Consider the following 23,147-nt stretch of genomic DNA (forward strand, 5'->3'; position numbering starts at 1 on the left):
TAAAGGCCCAGCTAATATAAAAACTGCGTTAACGAAAAATTACATCCCCAAATTTTTTCTCTCCCCGTAGATTGAGGCGAAGATGCTTTATGCATTCATGTCATTGCATGCAGCATGCGTACGGCGATGTGCTATCAAATGTGCCTGCGGGTTTCAGCGATTGATATGAAAATTCCTTGCGCCTGCCTGACCACCTTCAGCAAAAAGTGGATTGGCATATAATGTCTGTACGGCCATGCAAGATGAACGCGATTGTAGAAAAAATTGACTGAGAAAGCAGACTAGCATGCCATATGGATTTACCTTGTTTATATTGGGTGTGATTTGCGGTTGGATGACTGAGTTGCGGGCACGACGTTACCATCCGGATATCATGCATGCTTCCGTGCAGTACGCAGACCGATTGTATCGCCATGGCACTTTCGAATATCTTTTTTGGAGAAGCTCAATCAGGAAATTAACTTTGGTTTTTGAGCGCGAGCCAGAGGAGGTGAAAGAGTATGTCTCATCAATGAGAAAAACCGAATTGATGAGCTGGGCATTGGTGATTGTGGGGACCGCCCTTATGATGTGGGGAGGGCGCTAAAGGGACGTAGGTACGATTAGCGCAGCGTAATCGTACGCATGATGTGCGCCAAAATAATCATAGCCTCAAGAAAATCTGCTCATCGCAAAATACTGCTCTCGTCGGCGTATCGTTCTTGGCTAAAAATATTGCGTAGCCGCCGTGGTGACTTTCAATCTCATCAAGTGGTCACGGCACATCATGCGTACGATTACGCTGCGCTAATCGTACCTACAAGAAGATGGCCGCAATACCTGTCACTCCTCCTGACGCCCACCTAAAGCCCCCCACAACTTCAACAACACCGGATTCTTATTATCCACCGCCCGGTACAGGCGTATGTCCATCTCCATAGCCCATTGCTCTCCACCTGCACGCACGAGTTTGCCTTCGGCGAGTTCGTTGATGACGCTGCTGTGGGGCAGCCAGGCCAGGCCGTGGCCTTCGAGGGCCATGCGTTTTAATAGTTCGGCCATGTCGCTCTCGTAGGCATTCACAAAATAACAGGGCTGGTCTGAGCGGGCCAGTACGCGTTCTACCACACGACCAAAGAAAGATGCCTTGATGTTGTTGAGGCGGGGGATGGGTTTGGCCTTGCTGCCGGGCAGGCTGTACAGGGCCGTGCCCTTGCGGTTGGGTACGGATACCGGCAAGACAATTTCGGTGCCCAGACTCACATATTCATAACGCAGGGCATCAAGCTCTACGGGCAGGTCGGCATGGTAGTAGGACAGCAGCAGGTCACAATTGCCTTCAACGAGGGACAGCACAGAATCATGCACATTGGCTGGCAGGATGCTGGCGTGGATTTCACCGACCTGCGAGCGCACGCTCTTGAGCCACATGGGGAAGAAGTTCAGCGACAGTGTGTGGCCGGCAGAGATGCGCAGCAGGTTTTCATCCGGGCCGCGCACCCTTAGTTGTGCCCGCGTATCGTTCAACAGGCGCATCGCCTCTTCTGCCGAAGCGCTAAAAATTTTACCGGCTGGCGTCAGCACCAGGGGATAAGTGCTGCGGTCCACCAGGTCGGCACCTACCCAGGCTTCCAGGCTGCGGATGCGGCGGCTCAGGGCGGACTGGGTCACATGCCTGTCGTCTGCCGCACGAGAAAAATTGCGTGTCTGCGCCAGGCTCAAAAAATCTTCCAGCCATTTGATGTCCATGTATCGTCCTCAATGCGTCCCTCAGCGCTTCCCCAAGCACTTTGATGACTGCCATTGTAGCTCCGTGCGCGGTACAAAATACCATCTATGTAGTATCGGCATAGAACTAGACCGATTTTGCATAAACATTTTCTGACTATCCGGTATCTTTATCGGTACGCCCAAAAAAAGAAAATCAAGCTGCCATGAACATGACCATCAAACCAGAAGCACATCAAACCCGGCTCGGCATTATCGGCGGCCTGGGCACGCTGGCAGGGGTGGATGTGTATTTCAAGCTCGCCCGTGCACTGGCGCGTGACAGTATTTCTGAGCGCTATGAGCTATTCTTTGAACAACACCCGTTTGAAGGCAATGAGACCTCAGGCGGTGAAAACCCCAACCTGAATGCGCGCAAACTATACATTTTCGACATGATCAGGCGCTTTGAAAAAAGCCGGGTAGAGCGCGTGCTGCTGCCTTGTTTTATCAGCCACACTTTCATCCGGGAGTTGCAAAGCGAGCTCTCGACACCCATCGTCAATATCATGGATGCCTTGCTGGCCCATTTGCAGCAAGAGTTCTCCGCTGGTTGCAAGGTCGGCGTGCTGGCATCGACTTATGTCAAAAACAAGAAACTGTTTGACCAATACTTTGCAGGTTCAGGCATCACGGTAGTGTATCCTGAAGATGCCGTGCAGGACGGCTGCGTCATGTCGGCGATCTATGGTGAGCAGGGTATCAAGGCCGGCAATCTGCAGGGCGATGCCGTCAATCGTCTGCATGAAGCCTGCGTGCATTTGCTGGCACGCGGGGCCGACGTGATTGTCTCGGGTGCTACCGATGTTGCCATCGTTGCAGACCTGCTGCGCAGCCGTGGCATACCCATCGTTGATACCAACCAGGTGTATGTCGAATATGCGCTGCGCAATGAGCAGGCACCGCAGCCGCGCAGCTTCAAGATAGGTGTGGTCGGTGGCGTGGGGCCAGCAGCCACGGTAGATTTTATGGACAAGATCATCCACAACACCCACGCCGCGCGCGACCAGGACCATATCAAGATCATGGTCGAGCATAATCCCCAGATACCCGACCGCACCGCCAACCTGATTGCCGATGGCGAAGACCCCACCATCGCCCTGTATTCTGCCTGCAAGCGCCTGGAAGAAAACGAGGCGGCGCTGATTGCCATCCCCTGCAACACCGCGCATGCCTACGTCAAGCGCATACAGGCGCACCTGTCCATCCCCATCGTCAACATGCTGGAAGAAACGGTCAGCTACATCCGTGCGCATTTCACTTTGCCTGCCAAAGTGGGCCTGCTGGCGACATCCGGCACCATCGCCAGTCGCGTTTATCATGATGCCGCCGTTGGGCAGGGCTTTGAACTTATTACTCCAGATGCGGTGCATCAGGACAAGGTCATGAACGCCATCTACGGCCCGGTGGGCATCAAGGCGGGCCATACCGATGGTGTCGCCCGGCAGGATTTGCTTGATGCGCTGGCACACCTGGTGGAGCAGGGCGCAGCGGTCGTCATCCTCGGTTGCACCGAGTTGCCGCTGGTCTTGCAGCAAGACCCGGCGTTTGTCATTGCTGGCAAGACAGTGGCTTTGCTTGATCCTACTACCATTCTGGCGCAAGCCTGTGTAAAGCGGGCCGAGGCCGCGCAGCTTCATTAACGCCGCAAATATTTATTTGAAGTAATTTTTGGGAAGGTATCTCATGGTCAAGCTCGTCCTGCAATTTGTCATCCTGCTGCTGCCATTGTCAGCCATGGCCAGCGATACCCTCGCCAATATCCGTGAACGCAAAACCATCATCATTGCGCACCGTGAATCGTCGATTCCGTTTTCTTATCTCGATGCGCAACAGCGCCCGGTTGGTTATGCGCTGGACATCTGCCTCAAAGTCGTCGATGCCGTCAAACGTGAACTCAAGCTGCCCGCATTACAAGTCAAATACCTTGCCGTGACCCCGGCCAATCGCTTACAGATGATTGAAGATGGCCAGGCTGATCTTGAATGCGGTTCCACCACCAATACCGCAGAAAGGCGCAAACAAGTTGATTTCAGCATCGCCTATTTCATCGCCGGTGCAAAGATGCTGGTGCGCAGCGATTCTGGCATACGCAATTGGGGTGACCTGCGTGGCAAGACCGTGGTCACTACCAAGGGCACGACCAATGCGCAAACCCTGGCAGACCGTGGCCAGGTGCGTTCATTGAATTTAAACCTGATAGAAAGTAAAGACCATGCAGAAGGTTTTGCCATGGTCGCACAAGGCAAGGCCGCCGCCTTTGCGATGGATGACGTTTTGCTCTACGGCCTGCGCGCTGCTGCTGCACATCCGACAGATTTCCAGGTAGTCGGCGATTCGCTATCGACTGAACCCTATGCCATCATCTTCCGCAAAAACGATACCGCCTTCAAACACCTGCTGAATCAGGAACTCAACCGCATCATGCTCGATGGAGACATCTACCGCATGTACGACAAATGGTTCATGCAAGCCATCCCGCCACATAACATCAAACTGCAATTGCCGATGAGCCAGCTACTGCGCTCGTCCCTGCGCTTCCCGTTGGCGGATGTGGCGGATGTGGCAAATATAGCAGGCGCCGCACCTTAGGCACGGCCTGGCCAAGCAAAACGAATACCTCAGGCAACGGGAATATTATTGAGCAGCGAAAAATGCTTGAGCCTGTTGACAAAAGCCTCTGAAGAAACAAGCACGGTAAACACACTAAGAGCGCCATCACGTATCCAGAACGTGACATGCGAAACGCGGCCTTCTTTGACTGAGAGAGCAACATTGTTGCCCGGGTAATTTGCCACAGTACCCATTATCACGTCGCCAGCCTTGCCGGTTTCCCAGCGCATGATCTGCTCTGGCTTGAGTGCAATCTGATGTTGCGCGTTCATCAGGTAGATGGTTTTGCTGTCATAGTCCAGGGAAATGGCGCTTTTATCGCCTATATCTATGCATTTATCATCCGTGTATTTGCAAAAGGCATAGGCCTTTTTTTCAAACTTCTTGCGCTCACGCCTGTTGTGTCCCAGGCCAATGATGACATTGTAAGCCATCCACAACAGCACCGGCAGGCCCAATATGTTTCTCATATACTGGGCGCTAAAGTTCACGTTGATCAGATAAAGCAAAAACCAGGCGATCAACACGTTCCTGACAAAACTGAGCTTTAAAAAAGAAAGCATCTTGAATAACCCCGCGTGCGCTAAAGAAATGATGGTGGATTGATAAACTATTATAAGTGTAAGGGCAAGAACATGATTCTACCAAGCGGACTAACTGTGTAATCAAACGTTACAGTCCTCTCACGAACATACAGGATAGCTACTCTGGAATTGCAGAGGTGCAACAAAATTGAAGGTAAGCAGGCGGGCTACGTGGGACATGCCTGGGCCACTATGAGGGGGCAACAGGATTTGCAGGGGGCGCGGTGTGCAACTTCCTGAGTCGCAATAAGTGAGGGCGCTAGAACCGGAGGGATGTTGCATGGCGTGCAGATATTGCCCCGGTCTGCGGCAATTCATGTGTACGATTACGCAGGGGCTATTCGCACCTACGCGGGCTAATTCTTTGGTTTCATATCTTCGATAATTTCAAGTCGCGCGATGTCTCCCTCGCAGCGATGTATGCGCACATGCAAGCCATTTTTCAATTTTCCGCCATCGGCTGCTGTCGTCTTATAGGCCGCTGTGTTGCCTGGGCTTGGGTAAGCGAATTGCTTTGAGGCTATCTCGAAAGATTCTACCGAATCATATTTTGCATATCTACCAGGTACAAAATGCTCGATTGTTCCATCGGTTATTTCACATTGCCCTTTTTCATAGGCAGAACGGAGATTCGTGTAATCCGCATGGGCCCTCGTGGCGCTGAGTGCAGCTAAAGACAAAATCAGGGCAAATATAATGAATGGCAGGGCGCGAATCACTTTGTCATAGAAACTACTGAAAGTGTGCCCAGTCGATACTTTTCGCTTGCGCATTATGTTCACGACAAGTTGAACGCTGCCTAGTACTACATAGAATGTAACAGATATCCAATTTATATTGGACTGCCAGCTAGCTTGTGTGATGTCGAAAACGACGGTTGAGCTCATATTAATCCTGATGTGGCAGCCAATTTTTTGGCTCAATGCCACATTGTATCAATACCAACACCAGATAAAGAATTTTGTCTGTGTCTGGCTGGTGTATTGCAGCGCGCGTAGGTGCGATGAGTGAAACGTAATCGCATGCATGTCGATGCCGAAAAATATCAATATCCACCACTAAATCATGCGTGCGAATACTTGGGGCTAATCGCACCTACACGCCAAACGTCGATTAATTTTGTAGGGTGCGCCGTGCGCACCGTCCTGAGCTAGTGGCAATCAGCGAGCGAGCCAAAACTCCGGTGCGCATGGCGCACCCTACTGGAGGGAAATACCTGGCCCGCATGTGAGCAACCCATGCGGCGCATTGCAATGCGCCCTACTTGACGGCCATGCTTGACGCTACGATAGCTGCAACGCGCAAGGGTGTTCTCAGACTAGCGTCAATCACAAATATTTCCATTCTTCACACCCACCACACACTCCCTTCATCTGGACATGACATGCTGTGTACTCAATGGCGGCGCGGGCTTGCATAAGGCTTGATCCCGAGGGCCACCATCTTTGCTGAATTCAGGTATGACATTTCTCATGAGCTTTTTATTTTCTGTATTCTTGCCCTTCTACGCTTTACCCTTCTGCATCATGGCATTCATGCCTGACCGCCGTGCACTGGCCATTGCAGGCTTTGTTCTTGGCTTACCCATTATCGCATTCACCATCTTCGCATTCAGGGAGGTGAGTAACCCGGACAATAATGCTTCGTCATTTGGGGCCGCCATACTTATGTGTAGTGTCGCTTTGGTGAGCACGGCTTTGGCTGCGGGTGCCATTACCCGCCTTATCCTGCTGCGCAGGCAAGCTGCGGCGGCCAGCCTGCGGGTGCGGGCGGGGATCATGCTGGGGGGCTTTTTGTGCCTGCCTGTATTGCTTGTCATGATTGCGATCTAAGCTGCAGGCACAATACAACAATTCTGGAGTATCAGTCCACATGGGACCTTATCTGTTTTTTGGGGGATTTATTTATGTGATGCTGTTCATCATCACCTTGATGTGCAGCCGCCGTACCCTCATCATCAACACCAGCATCCTGAGCTTGCTTGCCTGCGTAACCCTGAGTGCACTCAATGATACCCAGGGCAATTCATTCGCGCTGGTTTACGCAGTTTTGCCGCTGGTCTATACGATGCCAGGTTTTCTGGCAGGTGCTTTTGCCCGCTTGTTGTTTCTCCGTAAAAAAGGCTGGATGGGCTTGCCCGATGTACGCTGTGCGATTTTCTGGTTATGCCTGTTACCTTACCCTGCCATGGTGTACTGGTTTATCTGGCCTCGTACTTGAACTTTTTCCAGAGTACATCTTTGATGAAATTTTTCCTTTTCTTATGCGTCTCGTTGTATGCAGTTCCGTTTCTAATAACGGCATCAATGCATACCCGCCGCTCACTGACGATAGCGGTTTTGGCCCTGATTTTTCCTGCTATCGCCATCATTATTTATATATTCAGAGAGATGATTGATCCAGACCATCATGCTTCGTCAATCGGGGTAGTCATATTGTTTTGGAGTCTTGCTTTGGTCTGCGCAGGTCTGATTTCTGGTGCCACTTCCCGTCTTATCCTGCTGCGCAGGCAAGCTGTGGTGGCCAGCCCGCGGGTGCGGGCCGGGATTATGCTGGGGTGTTTTTCCTGCCTGCCTGTGTTGCTTGCCGTGCTGGTGATTTAATGTGCTGCTTTGATTGGCCTGATCGCTCCTGCAAAGCCATCAAGCTGCCCGCACAGCACCGCCACTCTGCCGTGTCCTGAACACCGACACTGCATTCATCAATTCACCCGACTGGTCATTGAGGCTGGATGCGGCGGCGGCCATTTGTTCTACCAGGGCGGCGTTTTGCTGGGTGGTCTGGTCCATCAGGGTCACGGCCTGGCCGACCTGGCCTACGCCTGTCGATTGTTCTGCGCTGGATGCGCTGATCTGGGCGACGATTTCGCTGACCTTGCGGATGGAGCTGACTACTTCTGCCATGGTGCTGCCTGCCAGATCGACTTGTTGCGTGCCTTTGCCTACGGCTTCTACGCTGCTGCCTATCAAGGCCTTGATCTCCTTGGCGGCCTCGGCGCTGCGGCCTGCCAGTGAGCGCACTTCGCTGGCGACCACGGCAAAACCACGCCCCTGTTCACCGGCGCGTGCGGCTTCTACTGCAGCATTCAGTGCCAGGATATTGGTCTGGAAGGCGATGCCATCAATAACGCCGATGATGTCCTGGATTTTTTTGGATGATTCATTAATGCCGCGCATGGTGCCCACGACTTGCTCGACCACCTCGCCACCGCGGCTGGCAACTTCAGACGCCTGGGCGGCGAGCTGGTTGGCCATCTTGGCGCTGTCGGCATTGTGATTGACGGTGGAATTCAACTCATCCATCGCCGCCGAAGTTTCTTCCAGCGAGCTGGCCTGGCTCTCGGTACGGTTACTCAGATCCATGCTGCCAGAGGCAATTTCATTGGTGGCCTGGGCGATGCCGCTGGCCGAGCCACGCACGCCATTGACGAGGGATTCAAGCGAGGTCTGCATCTCTTGCAGTACACCCATGAGGCTGTCGTCACCTGCATTATTGTCTATGTTTTGCGCGAGGTTGCCCCTGGCGATATTCGACAGCGCATTCCTGGCTTGAGACGGGTCACCACCGAGTTCTTTGTGCAGGGTTTTTTGGCAAAAGAAATTCAAAAACACAGCGACCAGGCCCGCCAGCACAGCGAGGCATAACGAGAGCGTGATGGTGAAACTGACCTTGCTGTTGACATTCGCATGTTCCTGCGCCGAGCGCTTGCCCGCCTCATCACGCTGCTTTAATAATTCAGCCCGCAGGTTGCGCCAGGCTGGGGTTTCTTCTGCATTTAAGACTGGCGCGGCATCGCCTTTTTCTTTGAGGATGGCGACTATTTTTTCTTGCGCCTGGGCATGGGCGGCGCGCAGCTTGGGCAGCTCAGCCAGGCTTTGCGTAGTGTTATTGCTGGCCGATATTTTCTTGGCCTCTTCATAGGCTTTTTCATAGGCAGTTTGTGCAGCCAAAAAATTATCCACACCCTTTTTGTTCGACGGGTCCAGTACGACATTGCGCAAAGCCTGCCCCATCTGCAAACCCTGTGCATACATCTCAGAAATACTGCGTTCCAGCGCCTGTTCGGTTGAAATATAGTTATCAAACTGGCTGCGGGTCGCCATCAACGAGGTGATGGCAGTGGCCAGGCCTATGGCAAACAAGACAGCCGGGATGGCAGAGCAGAGGACGATCTTGGCTGAGAATTTCATGCTGACTCCATTATCTTGCCCGTTTTTGGCAGGCAAGTTTTAAGTGTGTATGGTATTACAGGGAATGTGCGTGCCCAAGGAACGGCAGACGTTTGCTGAGTGTAACTGATGAATGTGACAAGAGGTGTTGCGGAGATGTGAAATATTTTTCCAAGGCAATAGTAAATAGCAGGTCATGATTGTCTCTGGATCCATGTTGTCCGTGTTGGGCATTTGGTACAATGAAACTTCTCCAGACAAGGATTTTTTTCGAAAGACCAGGCATGCGCTCAGACGACTATACCGCCCATCATATTTGCCAGGCGATGGGTATGCCAGGTTTTGCTGTGGACCCTGTCCTGCAATCCGCTGGAGAGGCATTGCGCTTATTACTGAAACCCTCTTTTGATCCAGAAATCTGCATCACCATCATCAGTGATGGGCAGCGTGTTGAGGCAAGGGTAGTCGCTGCCCGATGGATGATATGGCACCTGTTTGAAATGGCTCCCATGATGACGTATAGGGATCAGTGTGAGTTACCCATCGCGTGTTTTCAGGAATGGGTAAAAAGTGCAATTGTCTCTGGCAAGAGTGCCGACGCCTCAGGCATAGCTATAGACGGGATGTCAGTCGAATCCATTCTGATAAAAAATGGAGAGCTTGTCGTACAAACGGGGCGTGATTTAGGAGAACCCTATTTTTCGCGTAAGCTCACAGGCCAGATCATTCAGACAGTGTGGGCCGCCTTGCAAGATGTGAACTGTAAAAATGCATTGGCCCTGGCAGCAAGGTATGAGCAAGTCAGCTTGCCCAGTTTGCCTGCTCCAGCACCTAAAATGCCGATTCAAACAGCCATCATTGGGACAAAAGAAGACAAAATAGAATTGCTGAAGGCGATGAAAAAGCAATTTGGTTGATGGGCAATACCTTTCCATCAAAGATAGGGGCGCGCAAAATTTAGTGACTGCATTCAGCCTATATCGAATACAGCAACCCCTTCTTGCCCTTCTGCCACACGGGCAACGACACGACCATCCGGCGCGACAATGCAGGTACAACCATGGCTGATCTTGCCCTCGTGCTTACCGACCACATCGGCAGATGCCACCCAGCAGCCAGTCTCCTTGGCACGCTGGCGCAGGTTATCAACACTCTTGCTGCGCCATTTTTCTGCCGTAACGGGTGCCAGCATATTGTTCAGTGGGTAGCACAGCAGGCGCGCACCTTGCTGGCTGAGTTCTGCGGCGCAATCCGGGTAATTAGCGTCATTGCAGATATTGATGCCGTAAGACCAGCCTGATCTGTTGAATATCAGGGACGCGGTGCCAGCCAACACGCCGCGTTCATTGGAGTGACGCTTTGCATACACACCCATGAGCTGGCCTTGCCTTAACACGGCGGCAGAATTGTAGATGCCAGCCATTCGCTGATCAAAAAGTCCCAGAATGAGGTCAGTGTCAAACGCAGACAATGCTTGCAACATGCGTTTGAAAGCCAGGCTATTTGTGGATATGGCGCGTTGTGCAATCGTCTGCGCATCGGAGGAGTAGCCTTGCAACCAGCACTCAGGGAAGAGGGCGAGTTCAACGCCTTGTTCCTGGCACCATTGCAGATCAGTATGTAACTGAGCTATTGTTGCTTGCAGGTCGTCAAATATAGGGTGACGCTGGAAGGCTGCGATGCGTAGTTTGGTGGCTGTCATTGTGTATGTGTTAGTAGGGTGCGCCGTGCGCACCGGTTTGATCGCGCCAGACGGTGCGCACGGCGCACCCTACTTTACGCGATGTTTGCTCGTAGTTGCATCTTCACTCACCCGGGCTCAACATCGTTACCGTCGCATCATCCGCCTTCTTCACCGTCATGCCGCCCGCCTTGCCCGCTTTTCCTATTTCATGCATGCGCAATTCCTGCATCATCGCCTCTAGCCCACGTGTTGAGCAAGCCTGCATCAGGCTTTGGTCGTCGTAGAGATGGTAGCTATCAACCAGCCGGTAAAAACCATCCGTCATCAGGAACAGGCGCTCATCGGCTGCCAGACTGAACCTGTATTCACGCGCCACAAAACGGCCCTGTGGGTGCAGGCAGAGTATCGATGGTTGCGGGCTGTTGTTCTGTGCCACGCGGCGCTCGCGCAGCATGGGCAAGAGCCTGGCCCAGCGTGCCTGCTCATCAAGGCCTTGCTGTTTTAATTCTTCTATCGCTGTCTTGAGTATGCCTTCCTGCGGATTTTCATACGGGTCAAGGTCGCTTGCCTTGCCCTGTGCATCCAGTAAAAAACTTTTGCAGTCCCCCAGTGCATACAGGTTGCAATCTTCGCCATTCGCCGGCATGCGCAGCCAGCTCAATGCGGCAATCGGCCAGGCATAGGCGGGCATGGCAGCGGCTTGCAACAGGCTGCGGTGCTGTGTGCGCAAGGTTTGCAGGGCATGTACGATGCAGTCTGCCTGGGTGTGTGCCGGGGTGGCGGTTTGTTGCAGCGCCAGCGCAAATTGCTGCACAAACCAGGCTGGGTCACCTAGCTCGGTATCAAGATAATGCTGGTCCGATACCGAACTGGCACCATCAAACATCAGCACATCGAGCGTGCCGTCAGCGTGTGTGAAGTGGCAGGCCAGGTCTTCGTTAGGCTTGATGCCAGCGGCGGTGGAGAGGGTATTGATCTGCATGTTTGTGAAGCCTGGTTTCTGCATTTTTATTGATGGCAGAATATAGCATTGGTATGACGTGGGTGTGGCAAATTGTGAGAATGAGCCTCACATGCAGCTTCTGTGCAAAAACGTCCGTTTTAAAGCGATGCCGCCAAACCCGTCATGCCGGACTTGATCCGGCATCCAGCGGCGTTGCTTGCGTACGGTCAGCGAAAAAAGGGGAGACAGTCCGAATAGATACTGGCGATCTATTAGCACGCGACAAGTATTGGAGACAACACTTGTATATGTCAAGGTCGCAACCGCATCTCCGCAACCCATACCAGCATTTTATTTATGGTGGCTTTAATCTTGGCTTCTTCCTGCCCGTTCAACATATCGTAAGCGAGTCTTTCTTCAGCTTTGGCCACCGTAACGCGCTGTATTCTGGGACGTAAATTTGCCAGCTCGTCTTCATTGAGCAGGACTTTGTATCCGGCAATTTTATCGCACGTATACTCATCTAAGGGCTGGTTTTTGCGTTCATAATAAATCAGCATTTCGGCAGCATGCCATTTTTCCCTAGTCCATGCGCGGGACTCATCGTCAAGTATTGACTTCCATGCAGCGCGTCTCGCAAATAATTGTCGGATCAAGTCTATGTCTGGGTGGGATACATCTTCAATTTCTTTGCCGCTCCCCTGAAGAGCTTCAACGACATCTTCGTTCCTGTGCCAGATCAGATTATGCGCGACTGACTGGTTTGATAAATATGGATAGCACCTGACCTTTCCAAGCTCTTGCAATATGGCTGGAATATTATCAGCATCCATATTCGAATCGAGACCGAAGCGATAGTCCAGATAACCGAACATTTGCAAGTACCCCGCAGACCTCAGAAAATCTTGTCGATTCAAAGGTATATTGCCATTGGTATCTGGTCCAAGTTCTGGATTCAGAAAGAAAATAAAATTTTTCCCGCGCAAAATGGAGCCTTTATACCAGCTATGGTCGCGCATTACGTAGTAGCAGAATTGATCAATCTGCTCATCACTTGGCATGGGCAGCGACGCAATTTGAGCCAGATAGTCGTCAAGTGGCCGTACAGTGCGGTAAATAGGATCGGCACTAGAAAAAATCGGGGGAAGGCTCATTTTGTAAACTCATTTTTTCTCAGTTATTTTATTTACGCATGCTATCCGAATCCGAAAACAAAACGTACTTTACCGTGAAGTGTTTTCAGACGGCGGACTTCATCAACGAAATAGGCAAAATCTTGAGTGAAATCATAATCCCATTCAACGACAACAAATTTTGTATCTGCATCAACTTTGTCTGGCCTGGCAAAGCCTTCTTTATCCCAATCACTACACCATGCCTGCCATTCTTCTGGCAATGACTTTCGATCCCATCGACTGAATATGCCAATTGGCACACTTATACAGCGCATGCATCGGGGTGTGGTGTTCAGAATTTCATCAGCATATAGCCATGAAAAGCTATGAAATCCCATGAACATTTTCAAGTACCAAAGGGAACTGGGATTAGCAAACGATGCATGTGCTCTTTTCCAGGGAGGGTGTATGTCATTGTGTAATATGGGATGTGTATTTTCAAATTCATCGTTGTTGAGAATTTCAAAATCATCAGGGAAGCCGCGTAGCTCATGTAATGGCTTTATAAAGAATGTCCCGGCCCTATCCCCTGAACCAAGTGCGAGCCAAGCGAAAAGAGCTGAGTCACGATTTTCGTTATACTCACTTGAGATATCAATCCACCGTCCATTTTCATTTTTCTGAAATACTCCTGTGATGTCAGTTCCCAATATTTCTCCCAATGTTATTAAAGTCGCGAGGTTGCAGATGAATGAATATTATATTTTGCACCGTTCCATTGTTTTAATAATCCCTACCTGATTTTACCGGACTATTGTGGTGGTAAAGATCACGAGCCCGCGGAGGTGCATAGTGTAATCGTGCGCATGATAAACCTGAAATAATGATAGATGCCAGAAATATCCAGGCAACATTCCCCGCTTATTTCAGCGCGCAGGTGGCCTGTACCTGATGCTTGATTGTCTGCTCTACTTTAGCAATACTTTTCAAGAAAGACGATAGTGACGGCTGACATGCGTACGATTACGCTGACGCTAATCGTACCTACGCTTGCTGAATTCAGGAACAGAAGCGCGTAGCACCAGTCGATCTGGCGAGCAGCGATCAAGCATCGCAACTGCCCATCCTTGTTTTTCTCTGGCCAGCATTTTGGTTATTGTCTTTTAATATAACTATTTATGTAATATTGAATGAGTACCTCCGCAAAAAAACAACCAAAGGCTTTTCGCTATGAGAGCTGGAGCCGACGTGGCGAAGCTGGCGGCCTTATAAGGAAGTATGGAGTTTTTCGGGGGAGTAAGGTGTTACATGCTGAAATTGAATAAATGTAGCAATATCGGACCTGACTCTGCCTTCAATGCAGATAAGATAAGAGTTCAGTGTGGGATGTTATTATTCATACTGGAGGACCTAAGGGGAATCGAATAAGTGAGTAAAGATACCTGTTCCGTCCGCAATTAATTTGAATTTATTCATTCAGGCTTGCATAAGCCTACGTACACTTAAAATTACATGGGCCCCAAGCTAGACTGCTGCTTTGGAACCAGGCTCAGGAAAATTATCAAAATACCTATTTACTATGTCGCTAAAAAACAGAATACAAGTTATTTCAGTTGGATTTCTAATTGTGGGGTTGTTCGAGGGTATAGATGGATTTTTCGAAAACTATGCTTTCAACAATCATGGAAAAACCGGTCTGGTCGAACCACTTAAAAAAATATCTGAACCAGCGAACAATGAAACTGGCGTCCGTTTGACTTTCACTACTGAACAGGGGCGGAAAGTAACTATAATCACAGATATTGATCAGGCAACATCCCAAACACTGCACGGTGGGCAAGGAATGAAGATCATGTATTTAGAAGACGATCCTTCACGTACCAGATGGCCATGGCAATCCAGGAGCGTGAAATCGGGGCTATTACTTGCTTTGTTGGGTTTTTTCGTTTTGGGCGGTGCCCGGATATTTACGTTTAGTCGGTAAAACTAAATTAGCAATGCGCAGAAAAGTGATTGGAACTCATTTCATCAATTGGTGTGTTATGACGCACCCTGCACATAGTGTTGAGAAGTCTTCCTTTTTAAGATCAACGTTTGAAAAAACAAAACCCGGCTGATCATCGATCACCGGGTTTCATCATTTCTGCTGCCAGTCAGGTATCAACTGGCCATCACATCAACACATGACCAACACAATTAGTTCTGTGTCGATTTTTGTGTTTTGGATGTCGCTACTTTGTCGCCATTGGCTTTATCAGCAGCCAGGCGTGTTTCATTGGCTTTGACGAGAGCTGCTTTCTGGGCTGGGTACCAGGAATAGCCTTCCATGCCGATTTCTTCGCCGTTGGCGCGGGATTCTTGCAGTTCTGCCAAGACTTGGGCGCGGGTTTTTGGTGCAGTGCTTTCAGCGTTGTTGTCAGCAGCAAAAACAGAAGTTGCTGTCAAAAATGTCAGGCTGGTTGCCAAGAAGAGTTGTTTCGCATTCATGATCGTTCCTATCAATAAGTAAGTTTCAGAGATAGCCGCCTCGGTGATCTTGCTCAATTGTCATGAGAAGTGAAATTTCACTTCCGATAACAACTGAAACAAGTCGTCGCCAGCGGCGCGGTGTAGAGCTTGATTTATGTTGCACTGCACCGATGGAGAGAAGTGTAGACTTTTCGGATTCAACAATAAAGTATGTAAATGGGAATATACTATTGCTGAATCAGGAACAATAAGGGGCTTGAAAATGGACAGATTGCAATCAATGCGTACTTTTGCCAAGGTTGTAGAGCTGGGCAATTTTGCCAAGGCAGCTACGGCACTGGACATGTCTAACGCTGTTGTCACCCGTTATATCGCGGATCTGGAGAGCCATCTGGGCACGCGATTGCTGAACCGCTCTACCCGTAAATTGTCGCTGACAGAGACGGGTCTGGTGTATCTGGACAGGGTGCGTGCCATCCTGAGCGATATTGACGATGCCGATGCCATCGCCTCATATGCGGCCAAAAAACCCAGCGGCACCTTGCGCATCTATTCTGTACCGCATTTCGGTAAAGCGCAACTGGCGCAGCTGTTGCCCGAATTTGCCAGGGATTATCCCGACGTCATGCTCGACATCAAAATCACTGACCACCAGGTTGATCTGGTCGAAGAGGGCATCGATGTCGGCTTTTACCTGGATTTGCAAAAGATAGACGGCAGCATGATCTCGCGCAAGCTGGCCACGTCTGAAGTACTGCTGTGTGCCTCGCCCAGCTACCTCAAGGAACATGGCACGCCCACCAAGCCTGAGGATATCTCTGGCCACCGCTGCCTCAATTTCAATTATGATTTTTTACGCGATAACTGGATGGCCTTTGACAAACGCGTAGGCCGCGACTCTTACCGCAGCATCCCTATCCAGAGCAAGGTCATCAGCAATAATGCAGACGTGTTGCGCGCCTGTGCCCTGGCGGGCATGGGCCTGGTCTTGCGCACGTCTTTCCAGATTGATGATGACCTGGCGCAGGGCAGGCTGGTCAGGCTGTTTCCTGAACACTGCTTTGGTGCGGTGTCGATTTCCATGGTCTATCCCAGCCGCCGCCAGTTGTCGGCCAAGGTCAGGCGCTTTGTCGATTTTGTCGCCAGCAAATTCCCGCGTCCAGAAGAAGACATGTGGCTGGGCACTTGCCCTTTCCGCATCCATGAAGAAAAACTCAGGGAGCTTGGCATACCGCATCCCGGCAAGATGCGTATAGGCTGAGACAGTATACGCACCCCTGCCACAGATGCGCGCGACGCAAAGGCATCATCAGCAATTTACATGCTTTTAAGCAATTGTAAAATATCGTCGTCATATTTGTGTAACATTAATCCGATATCCTATGATTGTTGTGTCTCCTTAGGTATTTTGCCGCCACGGAATTCCCCCTCCGTGGCGGTTTTTTATTTGGGGATGTGATTTCGTGCGCGTTATCATGCAGACATTATCATTTGCTGATTTGCTGATTTGCTGATTTGCTGATTTGCTGATTTGCAGGGTGCGCCATGCGCACCGAAGAATGCCTATCGCCAGACTCCAGACCGGTGCGCACGTCGCACACTACGCATCCACATTTTTACAAGATGAAATTCTTTGAATCACAGCAGGTTGGGGAATATGACTTCGATTTCTCGTCTTATCAACGATACTTGCAAGAGCATCGTGATCTTTTTCCGCCAGACGTGTATGCCTTCGCTATAGACACGGGCAATTATGACCTGCGCAGCCACCAAAGCCTGCATGATGCCTGGCTGGAGCGATTCTGTATCTCTGAACCGGCAAGTGGTGAACGTTCAGAGATTCGCGCCATCCAGATAGAGGCAAGTTTTCTGGGGCCGTATCATGACCTGAAAATCCACCTTGTTTATTCGGGCGTGATTGAATACAGCATCGTGACACCGCAAGACTTTGCTCATCCCCCATTTGCGACAATTGGCCACGGCGATTTATTGATACATGAAGTGAGCCTGACAGACGATAATCAGGCCGTGGTTCATGAATGGTATTTTTCACGCGGCAGCGTGTTCAGGATAGTCTGCGAAACTTTCAGGCACTCGGTTGAGATAATCTAGTAGCAGGGATATTTGCATGCCTGGTCAAAATGCCCATGCGGTACAGGATACCTGCATGCGGCGCATTACAATGCGTTCTACGAACCGGCGCTTGCCAAATGTAGGAACGGCTTCAGCCGCGAACAGGAGCACCATAGCAGCCAAAGACAGGCGGTTTAACCCTCACCGCTGATGCCTTCACTACTGACAGTAAATACCTTTCGGGCCGCGTCCTTGTCAAGCTGGCCAGCCAGGTAATTTTGCCAGAGTATGGGGAATTTTTCTGCCATCACTTCATGCGTGTAATAGGCCCAGTCAAACCAGACAGGTTCTGCCAGGTTTGCGGGATCGCTTTCACGGGGAGCATCAGTTATGCGCTTGCCGGTGACTTTTTCATAGGCCTTGTAGATGGCGTAACAATAGTCTTCATCAGAAACATCGGGGCGGCCATCCCGGTCATGGACAATATCGAGCATTGCCATGCTGTCTGGATTGCGCAATGCCTCTTCATACGCAGCCTGACCCATGGAAACCAGCCAGTAACGGAAGTATAAAAATCCATCGTCGCTCATATAGTCCTGATGCAACAGGCAACCAGCACCATACACGTCACCAATATCCGCCTGATATACAAGCTTGTGGAAAAGAATATCAAACTCGATGATGAGTTCAGACGATAATTTGCTGAGGTGGTATTCCAGGTCTTCGGCACGATAGCGCTGGTAGCGTGCCGTGCGATTGGTGACGGCAACGATGTGCCAGAAATCAGTGTCATTCATGAAGATACTGCTTGTTTAACGTATCGCTATTGTAAAGCAGCTTTGATATCGTTAGATGACGAATGCGGTAACATAACGAAGCCGTGGCACCGGCAGTAGGGTGCGCCGTGCGCACCGTTTTTTATCTTTCGTGATTTATGGGCGTGGGGACATGGAGGCATGGACGAACATGGTGCGCACGGCGCATCCTACAAAACATCAATCCACAAACTCCGTCTTGAAATCCCACGCATCAAAGCCGCCCACATTGGCAGCGATACCGCCTGTGTGTTCGAGGAAAAAATGCACGGTGCGTAAAAATTCGCGGTAGTCTTCCAGCGAGGCGGCCTTGATTTCAAGCGAGGCTACGCACAGGTTTTTGGCTTCCTGTACATTCTTTTTTTCTTTGTACTGGCCATCATTGCGGTATTGAAAATAGCGGGCCAGCTCATGTGCGGCATCGCCACTTTTTTCGCGATGTACATACAACTGAAAGTCACTGTTGCGGCCATTCGCATAATGCTTGGTCAGCTTCAGCGTGGTCCAGTCCTTCGATTCATCATCGCCATAAAAATCGCCATCTGAATCAAACTCTTCTGCCTGCCAGAACGCCGGACAAAAATCATCTTCGCCAGGCATGGCGACGTGGTCATACAGAACGATGATTTCCGAATAGATTTTCATGCTTCGCGCCTTTACAGGTGTGAGACTGGCTTATTTACTTCAGGGCTACTTATGCTGTGGTTTTAGTCTACTTCTCAATTACTTCTAAAATATAATGCCACAGTCCCCAGAACTTGTCTTAGAACATCAAGATGAATTTCTTTTGCCTGCCGGGCTGATGCTAAAAACGGACAGGCATGGGCAGGTTTATTGCCCGATAGTACAATGGTCTTTGGCGCTGGCAGTCAGGCTAGCCTTTCTCTTTACTTGAGCTTGCTCACTTTGCAACAGCTTTACAAAATGTGTACTATGACTGCAACAGCAAATATGGCAGTAATCCAGCAGTAATCCAGCAGTAATCCGGCCGTAACAACGAGGACAAAGACATGATGCAAGCACAGGCAGCCCAGGGCAGGCAAAAAGAAGATGAGGTCTTGCTGACTATGGACAGCACGCCCATGATAGGTATCATGCTGGCGCTGATCGCCATGCTGGTCATGACTGTACCGCCAGAAAGGCATCTGATCGAATATGGCGCAAGCGGCTGCGCTTTTTTTGACCAGAATGCGAATGCCAATTTTGTTGACATTGATTTTGATGGCAGCTTGCAATTGAATGGCGAGGTGCTCACGAAGAGACAGTTGGAGCAGCGTTTTCAGGCACTCGCCCTGCGCCAGGACCGTCGCCAGTTTATCTTTCTGCGTGCCAGCCACGCTACTACTTACCAGCAAGTGACCTCAGTGCTGGCATCGACCCGGCGTCATGGGCTGGACTACGTCAACATCATCAACGACGGCCTGCTGCCTTCCTGAGTACAGACAAAAATTTCATCAATCACGGAGAACACACATCATGAGCATGGTCTTATGGATAAAACTCGACAGCGATAGCGACGACATGGCACCCGATGACCTGGGTTACCTGCTCGACGAACTCGAAGACATCGATGCCCAGTGTGAAGAACTGGGCGTGCAGCCATTGAGTGAGTTTGTTGATTATTCAGACGTTGAATACAACATGAGCGAAGACGATCTCGATGAAAGCTGGCTGGCCGAAAACGCCAAATGGGTCAACCCCACCGAATTGCTGACCAGCATACGGGCACTGGAAGCTGCCCTGACAGAATCTGGCGACAACAATGAAGTGCTGGAGGAGTTGCAAATCATCCTGTTGCGTTGCATCGAAGCAGAAAACAAAGCCGCACAAGTGCGCCTGATTGCGGTGATGTAAAAAAGTGACCGCGGATACTCAGCAGGATGCGCACGGCGCGCCCTGCTGGTTGGTTGACGCTGTTTGCAAATGCAAACAATTTTTTAAAACACCAATAAGCTATGCGTATCTTTAAACATACCGTTCAATTCATGACACACCTGCTTGTCGGTATAGCCCTGTTGTATTCATCATCGGTACCTGCCAATGAAGTGCAACTGTCGCTGCAAGAAGACAAAGATCAGCAAACCCATTACACCGTCAACATACCCGACATCAGCCTGCATAAAATCGCCTCCATTACTGGTTCTGAATTGCCCCAGATAGCAAAGTATGTTTCAAAGAACCGAAAATTAATGTTTGACGATGCCGTTCTCGCTGATGCTGATACGATCTTGTTTCAATGCGAGTTGGATGGAGTGGATATTGTTGTTGTCCGCGAAGAATATAATTCATACTTCGGCCCGCTCAAATTGCTGAGTGCCATGAGTGGACATCCTATACAAGTGAGCAAGATCATTTTGATCGTCATAAAAGACAAGGTCATTGTCGATAAAAAAGAAATCGAAAGAAAAGAGTCCGCATATGTTTGGTTAGTCCATATGTACAAATGAAAATTTGGTAATGTCCGACAAAATTGATATCCTTGCTCAGGGGTTTTTTCAACAAGCTGACCAAGCGGTAAGAAGTGTATGCTTAAAATTTTTGTTGCCATGAGTACTCTTTTCCATCAAAGAACGCAGCTCGGTGTACTGGTGCTAACAAACTCGCCAGCCCAGGAGACTGCTGGCGTCACTACTAGTGCCGCAGCAATGGCAAGATACCAAATGGTCGCTGAGTTGATTTCATCACTTAAAAATAAGTGACAGATAGTGTACGAATTGACATAAAATTAGTTTTTTAGTCACATCATGCATCTCTAGTCTATGCGCCTGCTTTTCACTCTTGCTTTATTCGCTTTATTCGCCACCCTGGCCAGCACAGCCCACGCCGCCAGTTTTGACTGCAGCAAGCCCAGCAAGCCAGTGGAACGCATGATATGTGAGACAAACAACTTGTCCATCCTTGATGAGCAAATGGCCGGTGCCTATAAGGCCGCAATGAAAGCAGCCAGCCCTGCCACGGGCACCAATACCAGTGAGTTACTCAAATCCAGCCAGCAGCGCTGGCTGCGCACGACGCGTGATGCCTGCAAAAATGTGCAATGCCTGGCAAATGCCTATGTAGCCCGCATCGCTTTGCTCGTGCAATGGAATGAAGACGCACCGGCAAATAGCAAGATCGATGGCAAGGTCGATGGTAACTACGAAGTCAGCCATGACATGGAATTTGCCAATGGCACACATACGATAGTGCAAGACTGTCTGACCATCAAAAGCGCAGGCAATGACCAGGCACAGGTGAATACCATACTCGTACAATCCAATGGCCACAATTGCAGCCTCAATGGCAAGTTCGCGCTGGCTGGTAATGTGTATAGCTATCTGCCAGGAAAAGGCGATAATGATATCCAGAATTGCCAGATCAAGCTGACTGTCAAACAACACCAGCTCGTCTTGTCAGCAACGGGTGATGGATGCAGTTCACACTGCGGTGCCCGCGCCAGCTTTGCCAGTGGTGCGAGTTTTTTGCGTACTGACAGAGCCAGGCGGGTTTGTGTGGCAGGTTAGGTTGGATTGAAGTGCAGATGCTGCGTTCTGGCAAATGATCAGCAATATCGTGTTGTCGCCGTAAGAAGGACATCACGGCCCTGTGCCAATCAGTGTCGCTTTAATCTCCTGCCCGCAAACCCGTCATGCCGGACTTGATCCGGCATCCAGCGGCGTTGATTGTGAACGGATTAGGTGTTTTGCTATGTGCATGAAAACCGCGCTTTTTTTGCGGGTACTGTTACACGGGGAGTACGGTCAAAAACCCTGGATGCCAGATCAAGTCTGGCATGACGGATTTGGGGTTATAGGTAAAATGAATATATAGATCGGCGACCATGAAGTACCGCGTGATATGTGTTGTACGGTACAGCACAAATCCGGCGAGTTAATCTCTGAAATGAGCAGGATTATTCCATTTTTTGTCTGGTGCAGCTGTCCACCTGCATTTTGCCCGCAAAGACTGGTCACTCACCACTGGCCAATACCATTTTCTTTCTACCCATTCAGCAAAATTGAGTTGCACCGTTTCAGACACATGGATGCCTCTGGCATCAATTTTCTGGATGAGGCCAAATTTCGGTCCTACATAGTCGCCCTTTTTGACGTTGACCTGTTTGCCGTCCATGGTCGTGATACAGGCTATCCATGTCTTGCCCGATTGTGCGGTTCCTGTCAGCAGCATATCGCCGTAAGCGAGTAGTTGAAGTTCGCTAATGAGGAAAGTGGCCCCGGACGGTGTTGCTGCCATCAACAAAGTCAGTGCCACCATGAGCCGCAGTGCAGGTCTGAATGTCATTGCCATATTGTTCCAGTGCCTGTCATTTGATATCCCCCATACCCGCAAACTCGGCCATCCCCAGACTCTTCTTCGCCATCCTGGCAACCGACGCATTGCCATCTTCTGCCGCCAGCGTAGCCAACGGCACCCAGGCCAGGGCATGTGACTCTTCGCTGACATTAAAATTCACATGCTGTGCCTGGAATAAAAATCGCACGTCGTAATGATAGTGTGCGGGCTCGCTGCCTCGGGCGGGGATGGGGTGTACATCAACGTCAAACAGCGCATCGCTCAACAGGCGCAAGTCTGCTATGCCGCTTTCTTCCCGCGCTTCGCGAGCGGCAGCGGCCTGTATGCTGGTGTCGGCATCGTCGGCATGCCCGCCGAGTTGCAGCCAGCGGTTGAGTTTCTTGTGATGTGTCAGCAGCGCAGACTGGCCGTCGGGGTGCAGTATCCAGGCGGATGCTGTGACATGTCCGGCCAGGGTGGCACGGCTGGTGCAGCGGGCGGTGGTGCGCACAAAGTCCAGCGCGGTTGTCAAATGCATGGCTTCTGTGGCGTCGCTGGCCGTATGTGCCAGTAGCAGGGCGGTGAGCTGGTTTTGCATGATGCAGTGTATGTTTCAAAACGCAGATTATAGCGGAGGGCTGCCCACCTGCATCTTTGGACTGCC

28 protein-coding genes are annotated in these 23,147 nt (G+C 50.5%); 14 read left to right on the forward strand and 14 right to left on the reverse strand.

Going from position 1 to position 23,147, the window contains the following annotated elements; translation table 11 throughout:
- The first annotated feature begins 286 nt into the window (after positions 1 to 286).
- Positions 287 to 586, forward strand: coding sequence for a hypothetical protein (locus tag ACO0LN_RS10755; protein ID WP_422973545.1), 300 nt, complete (start codon positions 287 to 289; stop codon positions 584 to 586).
- 236 nt (positions 587 to 822) lie between these two features.
- Here the strand turns inward: ACO0LN_RS10755 and ACO0LN_RS10760 are convergent, their stop codons facing one another.
- Positions 823 to 1,728 (reverse strand): LysR family transcriptional regulator, encoded by a 906-nt coding sequence (locus ACO0LN_RS10760; RefSeq protein WP_422973547.1) that lies wholly within the window; start codon positions 1,726 to 1,728, stop codon positions 823 to 825.
- A gap of 185 nt (positions 1,729 to 1,913) precedes the next feature.
- Between ACO0LN_RS10760 and ACO0LN_RS10765 the strand changes: the two genes are divergently transcribed.
- Together ACO0LN_RS10765 and ACO0LN_RS10770 are read left to right on the forward strand one after the other, a co-directional pair.
- Positions 1,914 to 3,389 carry an aspartate/glutamate racemase family protein gene (locus ACO0LN_RS10765; protein ID WP_422973549.1) on the forward strand — a complete coding sequence of 492 codons (1,476 nt, stop codon included), beginning with the start codon at positions 1,914 to 1,916 and terminating at the stop codon, positions 3,387 to 3,389.
- A gap of 43 nt (positions 3,390 to 3,432) precedes the next feature.
- Positions 3,433 to 4,338 (forward strand): amino acid ABC transporter substrate-binding protein, encoded by a 906-nt coding sequence (locus tag ACO0LN_RS10770; RefSeq protein ID WP_422973551.1) that lies wholly within the window; start codon positions 3,433 to 3,435, stop codon positions 4,336 to 4,338.
- A gap of 29 nt (positions 4,339 to 4,367) precedes the next feature.
- Here the strand turns inward: ACO0LN_RS10770 and ACO0LN_RS10775 are convergent, their stop codons facing one another.
- Entirely contained in the window at positions 4,368 to 4,829 is a 462-nt protein-coding gene (locus tag ACO0LN_RS10775) for a hypothetical protein (RefSeq protein ID WP_422973553.1), read from the reverse strand.
- A gap of 470 nt (positions 4,830 to 5,299) precedes the next feature.
- Positions 5,300 to 5,830 carry a hypothetical protein gene (locus ACO0LN_RS10780; protein ID WP_422973555.1) on the reverse strand — a complete coding sequence of 177 codons (531 nt, stop codon included), beginning with the start codon at positions 5,828 to 5,830 and terminating at the stop codon, positions 5,300 to 5,302.
- A gap of 639 nt (positions 5,831 to 6,469) precedes the next feature.
- On the opposite strand from ACO0LN_RS10780, the gene ACO0LN_RS10785 reads away from it, so the two are divergent.
- Genes ACO0LN_RS10785 through ACO0LN_RS10795 form a run of 3 tightly spaced genes read left to right on the forward strand, consistent with a single transcriptional unit; the run spans position 6,470 to position 7,546 of the window.
- The gene (locus ACO0LN_RS10785) at positions 6,470 to 6,775 is read left to right on the forward strand and encodes a hypothetical protein (RefSeq protein ID WP_422973557.1); all 306 of its coding nucleotides are present in this window, start codon (positions 6,470 to 6,472) and stop codon (positions 6,773 to 6,775) included.
- A 40-nt stretch (positions 6,776 to 6,815) separates the two neighbouring features.
- Complete coding sequence (locus ACO0LN_RS10790) at positions 6,816 to 7,163, forward strand: hypothetical protein (protein ID WP_422973559.1); 348 nt, start codon at positions 6,816 to 6,818, stop codon at positions 7,161 to 7,163.
- 20 nt (positions 7,164 to 7,183) lie between these two features.
- Positions 7,184 to 7,546, forward strand: a complete 363-nt coding sequence (locus ACO0LN_RS10795; protein WP_422973561.1) for a hypothetical protein — start codon at positions 7,184 to 7,186, stop codon at positions 7,544 to 7,546.
- Positions 7,547 to 7,585: 39 nt separating this feature from the next.
- Here the strand turns inward: ACO0LN_RS10795 and ACO0LN_RS10800 are convergent, their stop codons facing one another.
- On the reverse strand, positions 7,586 to 9,133 hold the full coding sequence (locus ACO0LN_RS10800; protein ID WP_422973563.1) for a methyl-accepting chemotaxis protein: 1,548 nt from the start codon (positions 9,131 to 9,133) through the stop codon (positions 7,586 to 7,588).
- A gap of 179 nt (positions 9,134 to 9,312) precedes the next feature.
- Here ACO0LN_RS10800 and ACO0LN_RS10805 point away from each other — a divergent pair, with 179 nt between their 5' ends.
- Positions 9,313 to 10,029: a hypothetical protein gene (locus ACO0LN_RS10805; protein WP_422973565.1), complete on the forward strand. Its 717-nt coding sequence runs from the start codon at positions 9,313 to 9,315 to the stop codon at positions 10,027 to 10,029.
- A 53-nt stretch (positions 10,030 to 10,082) separates the two neighbouring features.
- On the opposite strand, the gene ACO0LN_RS10810 is transcribed toward ACO0LN_RS10805, so the two are convergent.
- The 4 genes from ACO0LN_RS10810 to ACO0LN_RS10825 all read right to left on the reverse strand — a co-directional run bounded on the left by ACO0LN_RS10810 (position 10,083) and on the right by ACO0LN_RS10825 (position 13,564).
- Entirely contained in the window at positions 10,083 to 10,814 is a 732-nt protein-coding gene (locus tag ACO0LN_RS10810; RefSeq protein WP_422973567.1) for a carbon-nitrogen hydrolase family protein, read from the reverse strand.
- Positions 10,815 to 10,917: 103 nt separating this feature from the next.
- Entirely contained in the window at positions 10,918 to 11,778 is an 861-nt protein-coding gene (locus tag ACO0LN_RS10815; RefSeq protein ID WP_422973569.1) for a hypothetical protein, read from the reverse strand.
- Between the two features lie 272 nt (positions 11,779 to 12,050).
- On the reverse strand, positions 12,051 to 12,893 hold the full coding sequence (locus tag ACO0LN_RS10820; RefSeq protein WP_422973571.1) for a hypothetical protein: 843 nt from the start codon (positions 12,891 to 12,893) through the stop codon (positions 12,051 to 12,053).
- Between the two features lie 41 nt (positions 12,894 to 12,934).
- On the reverse strand, positions 12,935 to 13,564 hold the full coding sequence (locus tag ACO0LN_RS10825) for a hypothetical protein (RefSeq protein ID WP_422973573.1): 630 nt from the start codon (positions 13,562 to 13,564) through the stop codon (positions 12,935 to 12,937).
- Between the two features lie 827 nt (positions 13,565 to 14,391).
- Between ACO0LN_RS10825 and ACO0LN_RS10830 the strand changes: the two genes are divergently transcribed.
- Positions 14,392 to 14,838 carry a hypothetical protein gene (locus ACO0LN_RS10830; protein ID WP_422973575.1) on the forward strand — a complete coding sequence of 149 codons (447 nt, stop codon included), beginning with the start codon at positions 14,392 to 14,394 and terminating at the stop codon, positions 14,836 to 14,838.
- Between the two features lie 212 nt (positions 14,839 to 15,050).
- On the opposite strand, the gene ACO0LN_RS10835 is transcribed toward ACO0LN_RS10830, so the two are convergent.
- Positions 15,051 to 15,341 (reverse strand): DUF4148 domain-containing protein, encoded by a 291-nt coding sequence (locus ACO0LN_RS10835; protein WP_422973577.1) that lies wholly within the window; start codon positions 15,339 to 15,341, stop codon positions 15,051 to 15,053.
- A gap of 244 nt (positions 15,342 to 15,585) precedes the next feature.
- Here ACO0LN_RS10835 and ACO0LN_RS10840 point away from each other — a divergent pair, with 244 nt between their 5' ends.
- Positions 15,586 to 16,584, forward strand: a complete 999-nt coding sequence (locus ACO0LN_RS10840) for a LysR family transcriptional regulator (protein WP_422973579.1) — start codon at positions 15,586 to 15,588, stop codon at positions 16,582 to 16,584.
- Between the two features lie 284 nt (positions 16,585 to 16,868).
- Positions 16,869 to 17,435, forward strand: a complete 567-nt coding sequence (locus ACO0LN_RS10845) for a hypothetical protein (RefSeq protein WP_422973581.1) — start codon at positions 16,869 to 16,871, stop codon at positions 17,433 to 17,435.
- A gap of 155 nt (positions 17,436 to 17,590) precedes the next feature.
- On the opposite strand, the gene ACO0LN_RS10850 is transcribed toward ACO0LN_RS10845, so the two are convergent.
- Complete coding sequence (locus tag ACO0LN_RS10850) at positions 17,591 to 18,193, reverse strand: DUF4240 domain-containing protein (protein ID WP_422973583.1); 603 nt, start codon at positions 18,191 to 18,193, stop codon at positions 17,591 to 17,593.
- Between the two features lie 198 nt (positions 18,194 to 18,391).
- Entirely contained in the window at positions 18,392 to 18,856 is a 465-nt protein-coding gene (locus ACO0LN_RS10855) for a hypothetical protein (protein ID WP_422973585.1), read from the reverse strand.
- A 365-nt stretch (positions 18,857 to 19,221) separates the two neighbouring features.
- Between ACO0LN_RS10855 and ACO0LN_RS10860 the strand changes: the two genes are divergently transcribed.
- From ACO0LN_RS10860 to ACO0LN_RS10870, 3 genes are all read left to right on the forward strand, one after another.
- Positions 19,222 to 19,647, forward strand: a complete 426-nt coding sequence (locus ACO0LN_RS10860; protein ID WP_422973587.1) for an ExbD/TolR family protein — start codon at positions 19,222 to 19,224, stop codon at positions 19,645 to 19,647.
- A gap of 40 nt (positions 19,648 to 19,687) precedes the next feature.
- Positions 19,688 to 20,065, forward strand: a complete 378-nt coding sequence (locus tag ACO0LN_RS10865) for a hypothetical protein (RefSeq protein ID WP_422973589.1) — start codon at positions 19,688 to 19,690, stop codon at positions 20,063 to 20,065.
- 101 nt (positions 20,066 to 20,166) lie between these two features.
- On the forward strand, positions 20,167 to 20,658 hold the full coding sequence (locus tag ACO0LN_RS10870; protein WP_422973591.1) for a hypothetical protein: 492 nt from the start codon (positions 20,167 to 20,169) through the stop codon (positions 20,656 to 20,658).
- A gap of 305 nt (positions 20,659 to 20,963) precedes the next feature.
- Here the strand turns inward: ACO0LN_RS10870 and ACO0LN_RS10875 are convergent, their stop codons facing one another.
- Entirely contained in the window at positions 20,964 to 21,098 is a 135-nt protein-coding gene (locus ACO0LN_RS10875) for a hypothetical protein (RefSeq protein WP_422973593.1), read from the reverse strand.
- A 1-nt stretch (position 21,099) separates the two neighbouring features.
- On the opposite strand from ACO0LN_RS10875, the gene ACO0LN_RS10880 reads away from it, so the two are divergent.
- Positions 21,100 to 21,714 (forward strand): hypothetical protein, encoded by a 615-nt coding sequence (locus ACO0LN_RS10880; RefSeq protein WP_422973595.1) that lies wholly within the window; start codon positions 21,100 to 21,102, stop codon positions 21,712 to 21,714.
- A gap of 367 nt (positions 21,715 to 22,081) precedes the next feature.
- On the opposite strand, the gene ACO0LN_RS10885 is transcribed toward ACO0LN_RS10880, so the two are convergent.
- On the reverse strand, positions 22,082 to 22,492 hold the full coding sequence (locus tag ACO0LN_RS10885; protein ID WP_422973597.1) for a pilus assembly protein PilP: 411 nt from the start codon (positions 22,490 to 22,492) through the stop codon (positions 22,082 to 22,084).
- Between the two features lie 22 nt (positions 22,493 to 22,514).
- A complete protein-coding gene (locus ACO0LN_RS10890; RefSeq protein ID WP_422973599.1) occupies positions 22,515 to 23,081 on the reverse strand; it encodes an NUDIX hydrolase in 567 nt (188 codons plus the stop codon).
- Positions 23,082 to 23,147 lie beyond the last annotated feature (66 nt).

It is taken from the genome of Undibacterium sp. TC9W (genome assembly GCF_049339865.1).
Lineage (GTDB): Bacteria > Pseudomonadota > Gammaproteobacteria > Burkholderiales > Burkholderiaceae_D > Undibacterium.

What these genes read in the sequence shown, in the direction of transcription:
- ACO0LN_RS10755 (WP_422973545.1), top strand. Translation starts at nt 287, where the DNA reads ATGCCATATGGATTTACCTTGTTTATATTGGGTGTGATTTGCGGTTGG.
- ACO0LN_RS10760 (WP_422973547.1), bottom strand. Translation starts at nt 1,728, where the DNA reads ATGGACATCAAATGGCTGGAAGATTTTTTGAGCCTGGCGCAGACACGC.
- ACO0LN_RS10765 (WP_422973549.1), top strand. Translation starts at nt 1,914, where the DNA reads ATGAACATGACCATCAAACCAGAAGCACATCAAACCCGGCTCGGCATT.
- ACO0LN_RS10770 (WP_422973551.1), top strand. Translation starts at nt 3,433, where the DNA reads ATGGTCAAGCTCGTCCTGCAATTTGTCATCCTGCTGCTGCCATTGTCA.
- ACO0LN_RS10775 (WP_422973553.1), bottom strand. Translation starts at nt 4,829, where the DNA reads ATGAGAAACATATTGGGCCTGCCGGTGCTGTTGTGGATGGCTTACAAT.
- ACO0LN_RS10780 (WP_422973555.1), bottom strand. Translation starts at nt 5,830, where the DNA reads ATGAGCTCAACCGTCGTTTTCGACATCACACAAGCTAGCTGGCAGTCC.
- ACO0LN_RS10785 (WP_422973557.1), top strand. Translation starts at nt 6,470, where the DNA reads ATGGCATTCATGCCTGACCGCCGTGCACTGGCCATTGCAGGCTTTGTT.
- ACO0LN_RS10790 (WP_422973559.1), top strand. Translation starts at nt 6,816, where the DNA reads ATGGGACCTTATCTGTTTTTTGGGGGATTTATTTATGTGATGCTGTTC.
- ACO0LN_RS10800 (WP_422973563.1), bottom strand. Translation starts at nt 9,133, where the DNA reads ATGAAATTCTCAGCCAAGATCGTCCTCTGCTCTGCCATCCCGGCTGTC.
- ACO0LN_RS10810 (WP_422973567.1), bottom strand. Translation starts at nt 10,814, where the DNA reads ATGACAGCCACCAAACTACGCATCGCAGCCTTCCAGCGTCACCCTATA.
- ACO0LN_RS10815 (WP_422973569.1), bottom strand. Translation starts at nt 11,778, where the DNA reads ATGCAGATCAATACCCTCTCCACCGCCGCTGGCATCAAGCCTAACGAA.
- ACO0LN_RS10820 (WP_422973571.1), bottom strand. Translation starts at nt 12,893, where the DNA reads ATGAGCCTTCCCCCGATTTTTTCTAGTGCCGATCCTATTTACCGCACT.
- ACO0LN_RS10835 (WP_422973577.1), bottom strand. Translation starts at nt 15,341, where the DNA reads ATGAATGCGAAACAACTCTTCTTGGCAACCAGCCTGACATTTTTGACA.
- ACO0LN_RS10840 (WP_422973579.1), top strand. Translation starts at nt 15,586, where the DNA reads ATGGACAGATTGCAATCAATGCGTACTTTTGCCAAGGTTGTAGAGCTG.
- ACO0LN_RS10845 (WP_422973581.1), top strand. Translation starts at nt 16,869, where the DNA reads ATGCGCACCGAAGAATGCCTATCGCCAGACTCCAGACCGGTGCGCACG.
- ACO0LN_RS10850 (WP_422973583.1), bottom strand. Translation starts at nt 18,193, where the DNA reads ATGAATGACACTGATTTCTGGCACATCGTTGCCGTCACCAATCGCACG.
- ACO0LN_RS10855 (WP_422973585.1), bottom strand. Translation starts at nt 18,856, where the DNA reads ATGAAAATCTATTCGGAAATCATCGTTCTGTATGACCACGTCGCCATG.
- ACO0LN_RS10860 (WP_422973587.1), top strand. Translation starts at nt 19,222, where the DNA reads ATGATGCAAGCACAGGCAGCCCAGGGCAGGCAAAAAGAAGATGAGGTC.
- ACO0LN_RS10865 (WP_422973589.1), top strand. Translation starts at nt 19,688, where the DNA reads ATGAGCATGGTCTTATGGATAAAACTCGACAGCGATAGCGACGACATG.
- ACO0LN_RS10870 (WP_422973591.1), top strand. Translation starts at nt 20,167, where the DNA reads ATGCGTATCTTTAAACATACCGTTCAATTCATGACACACCTGCTTGTC.
- ACO0LN_RS10885 (WP_422973597.1), bottom strand. Translation starts at nt 22,492, where the DNA reads ATGACATTCAGACCTGCACTGCGGCTCATGGTGGCACTGACTTTGTTG.
- ACO0LN_RS10890 (WP_422973599.1), bottom strand. Translation starts at nt 23,081, where the DNA reads ATGCAAAACCAGCTCACCGCCCTGCTACTGGCACATACGGCCAGCGAC.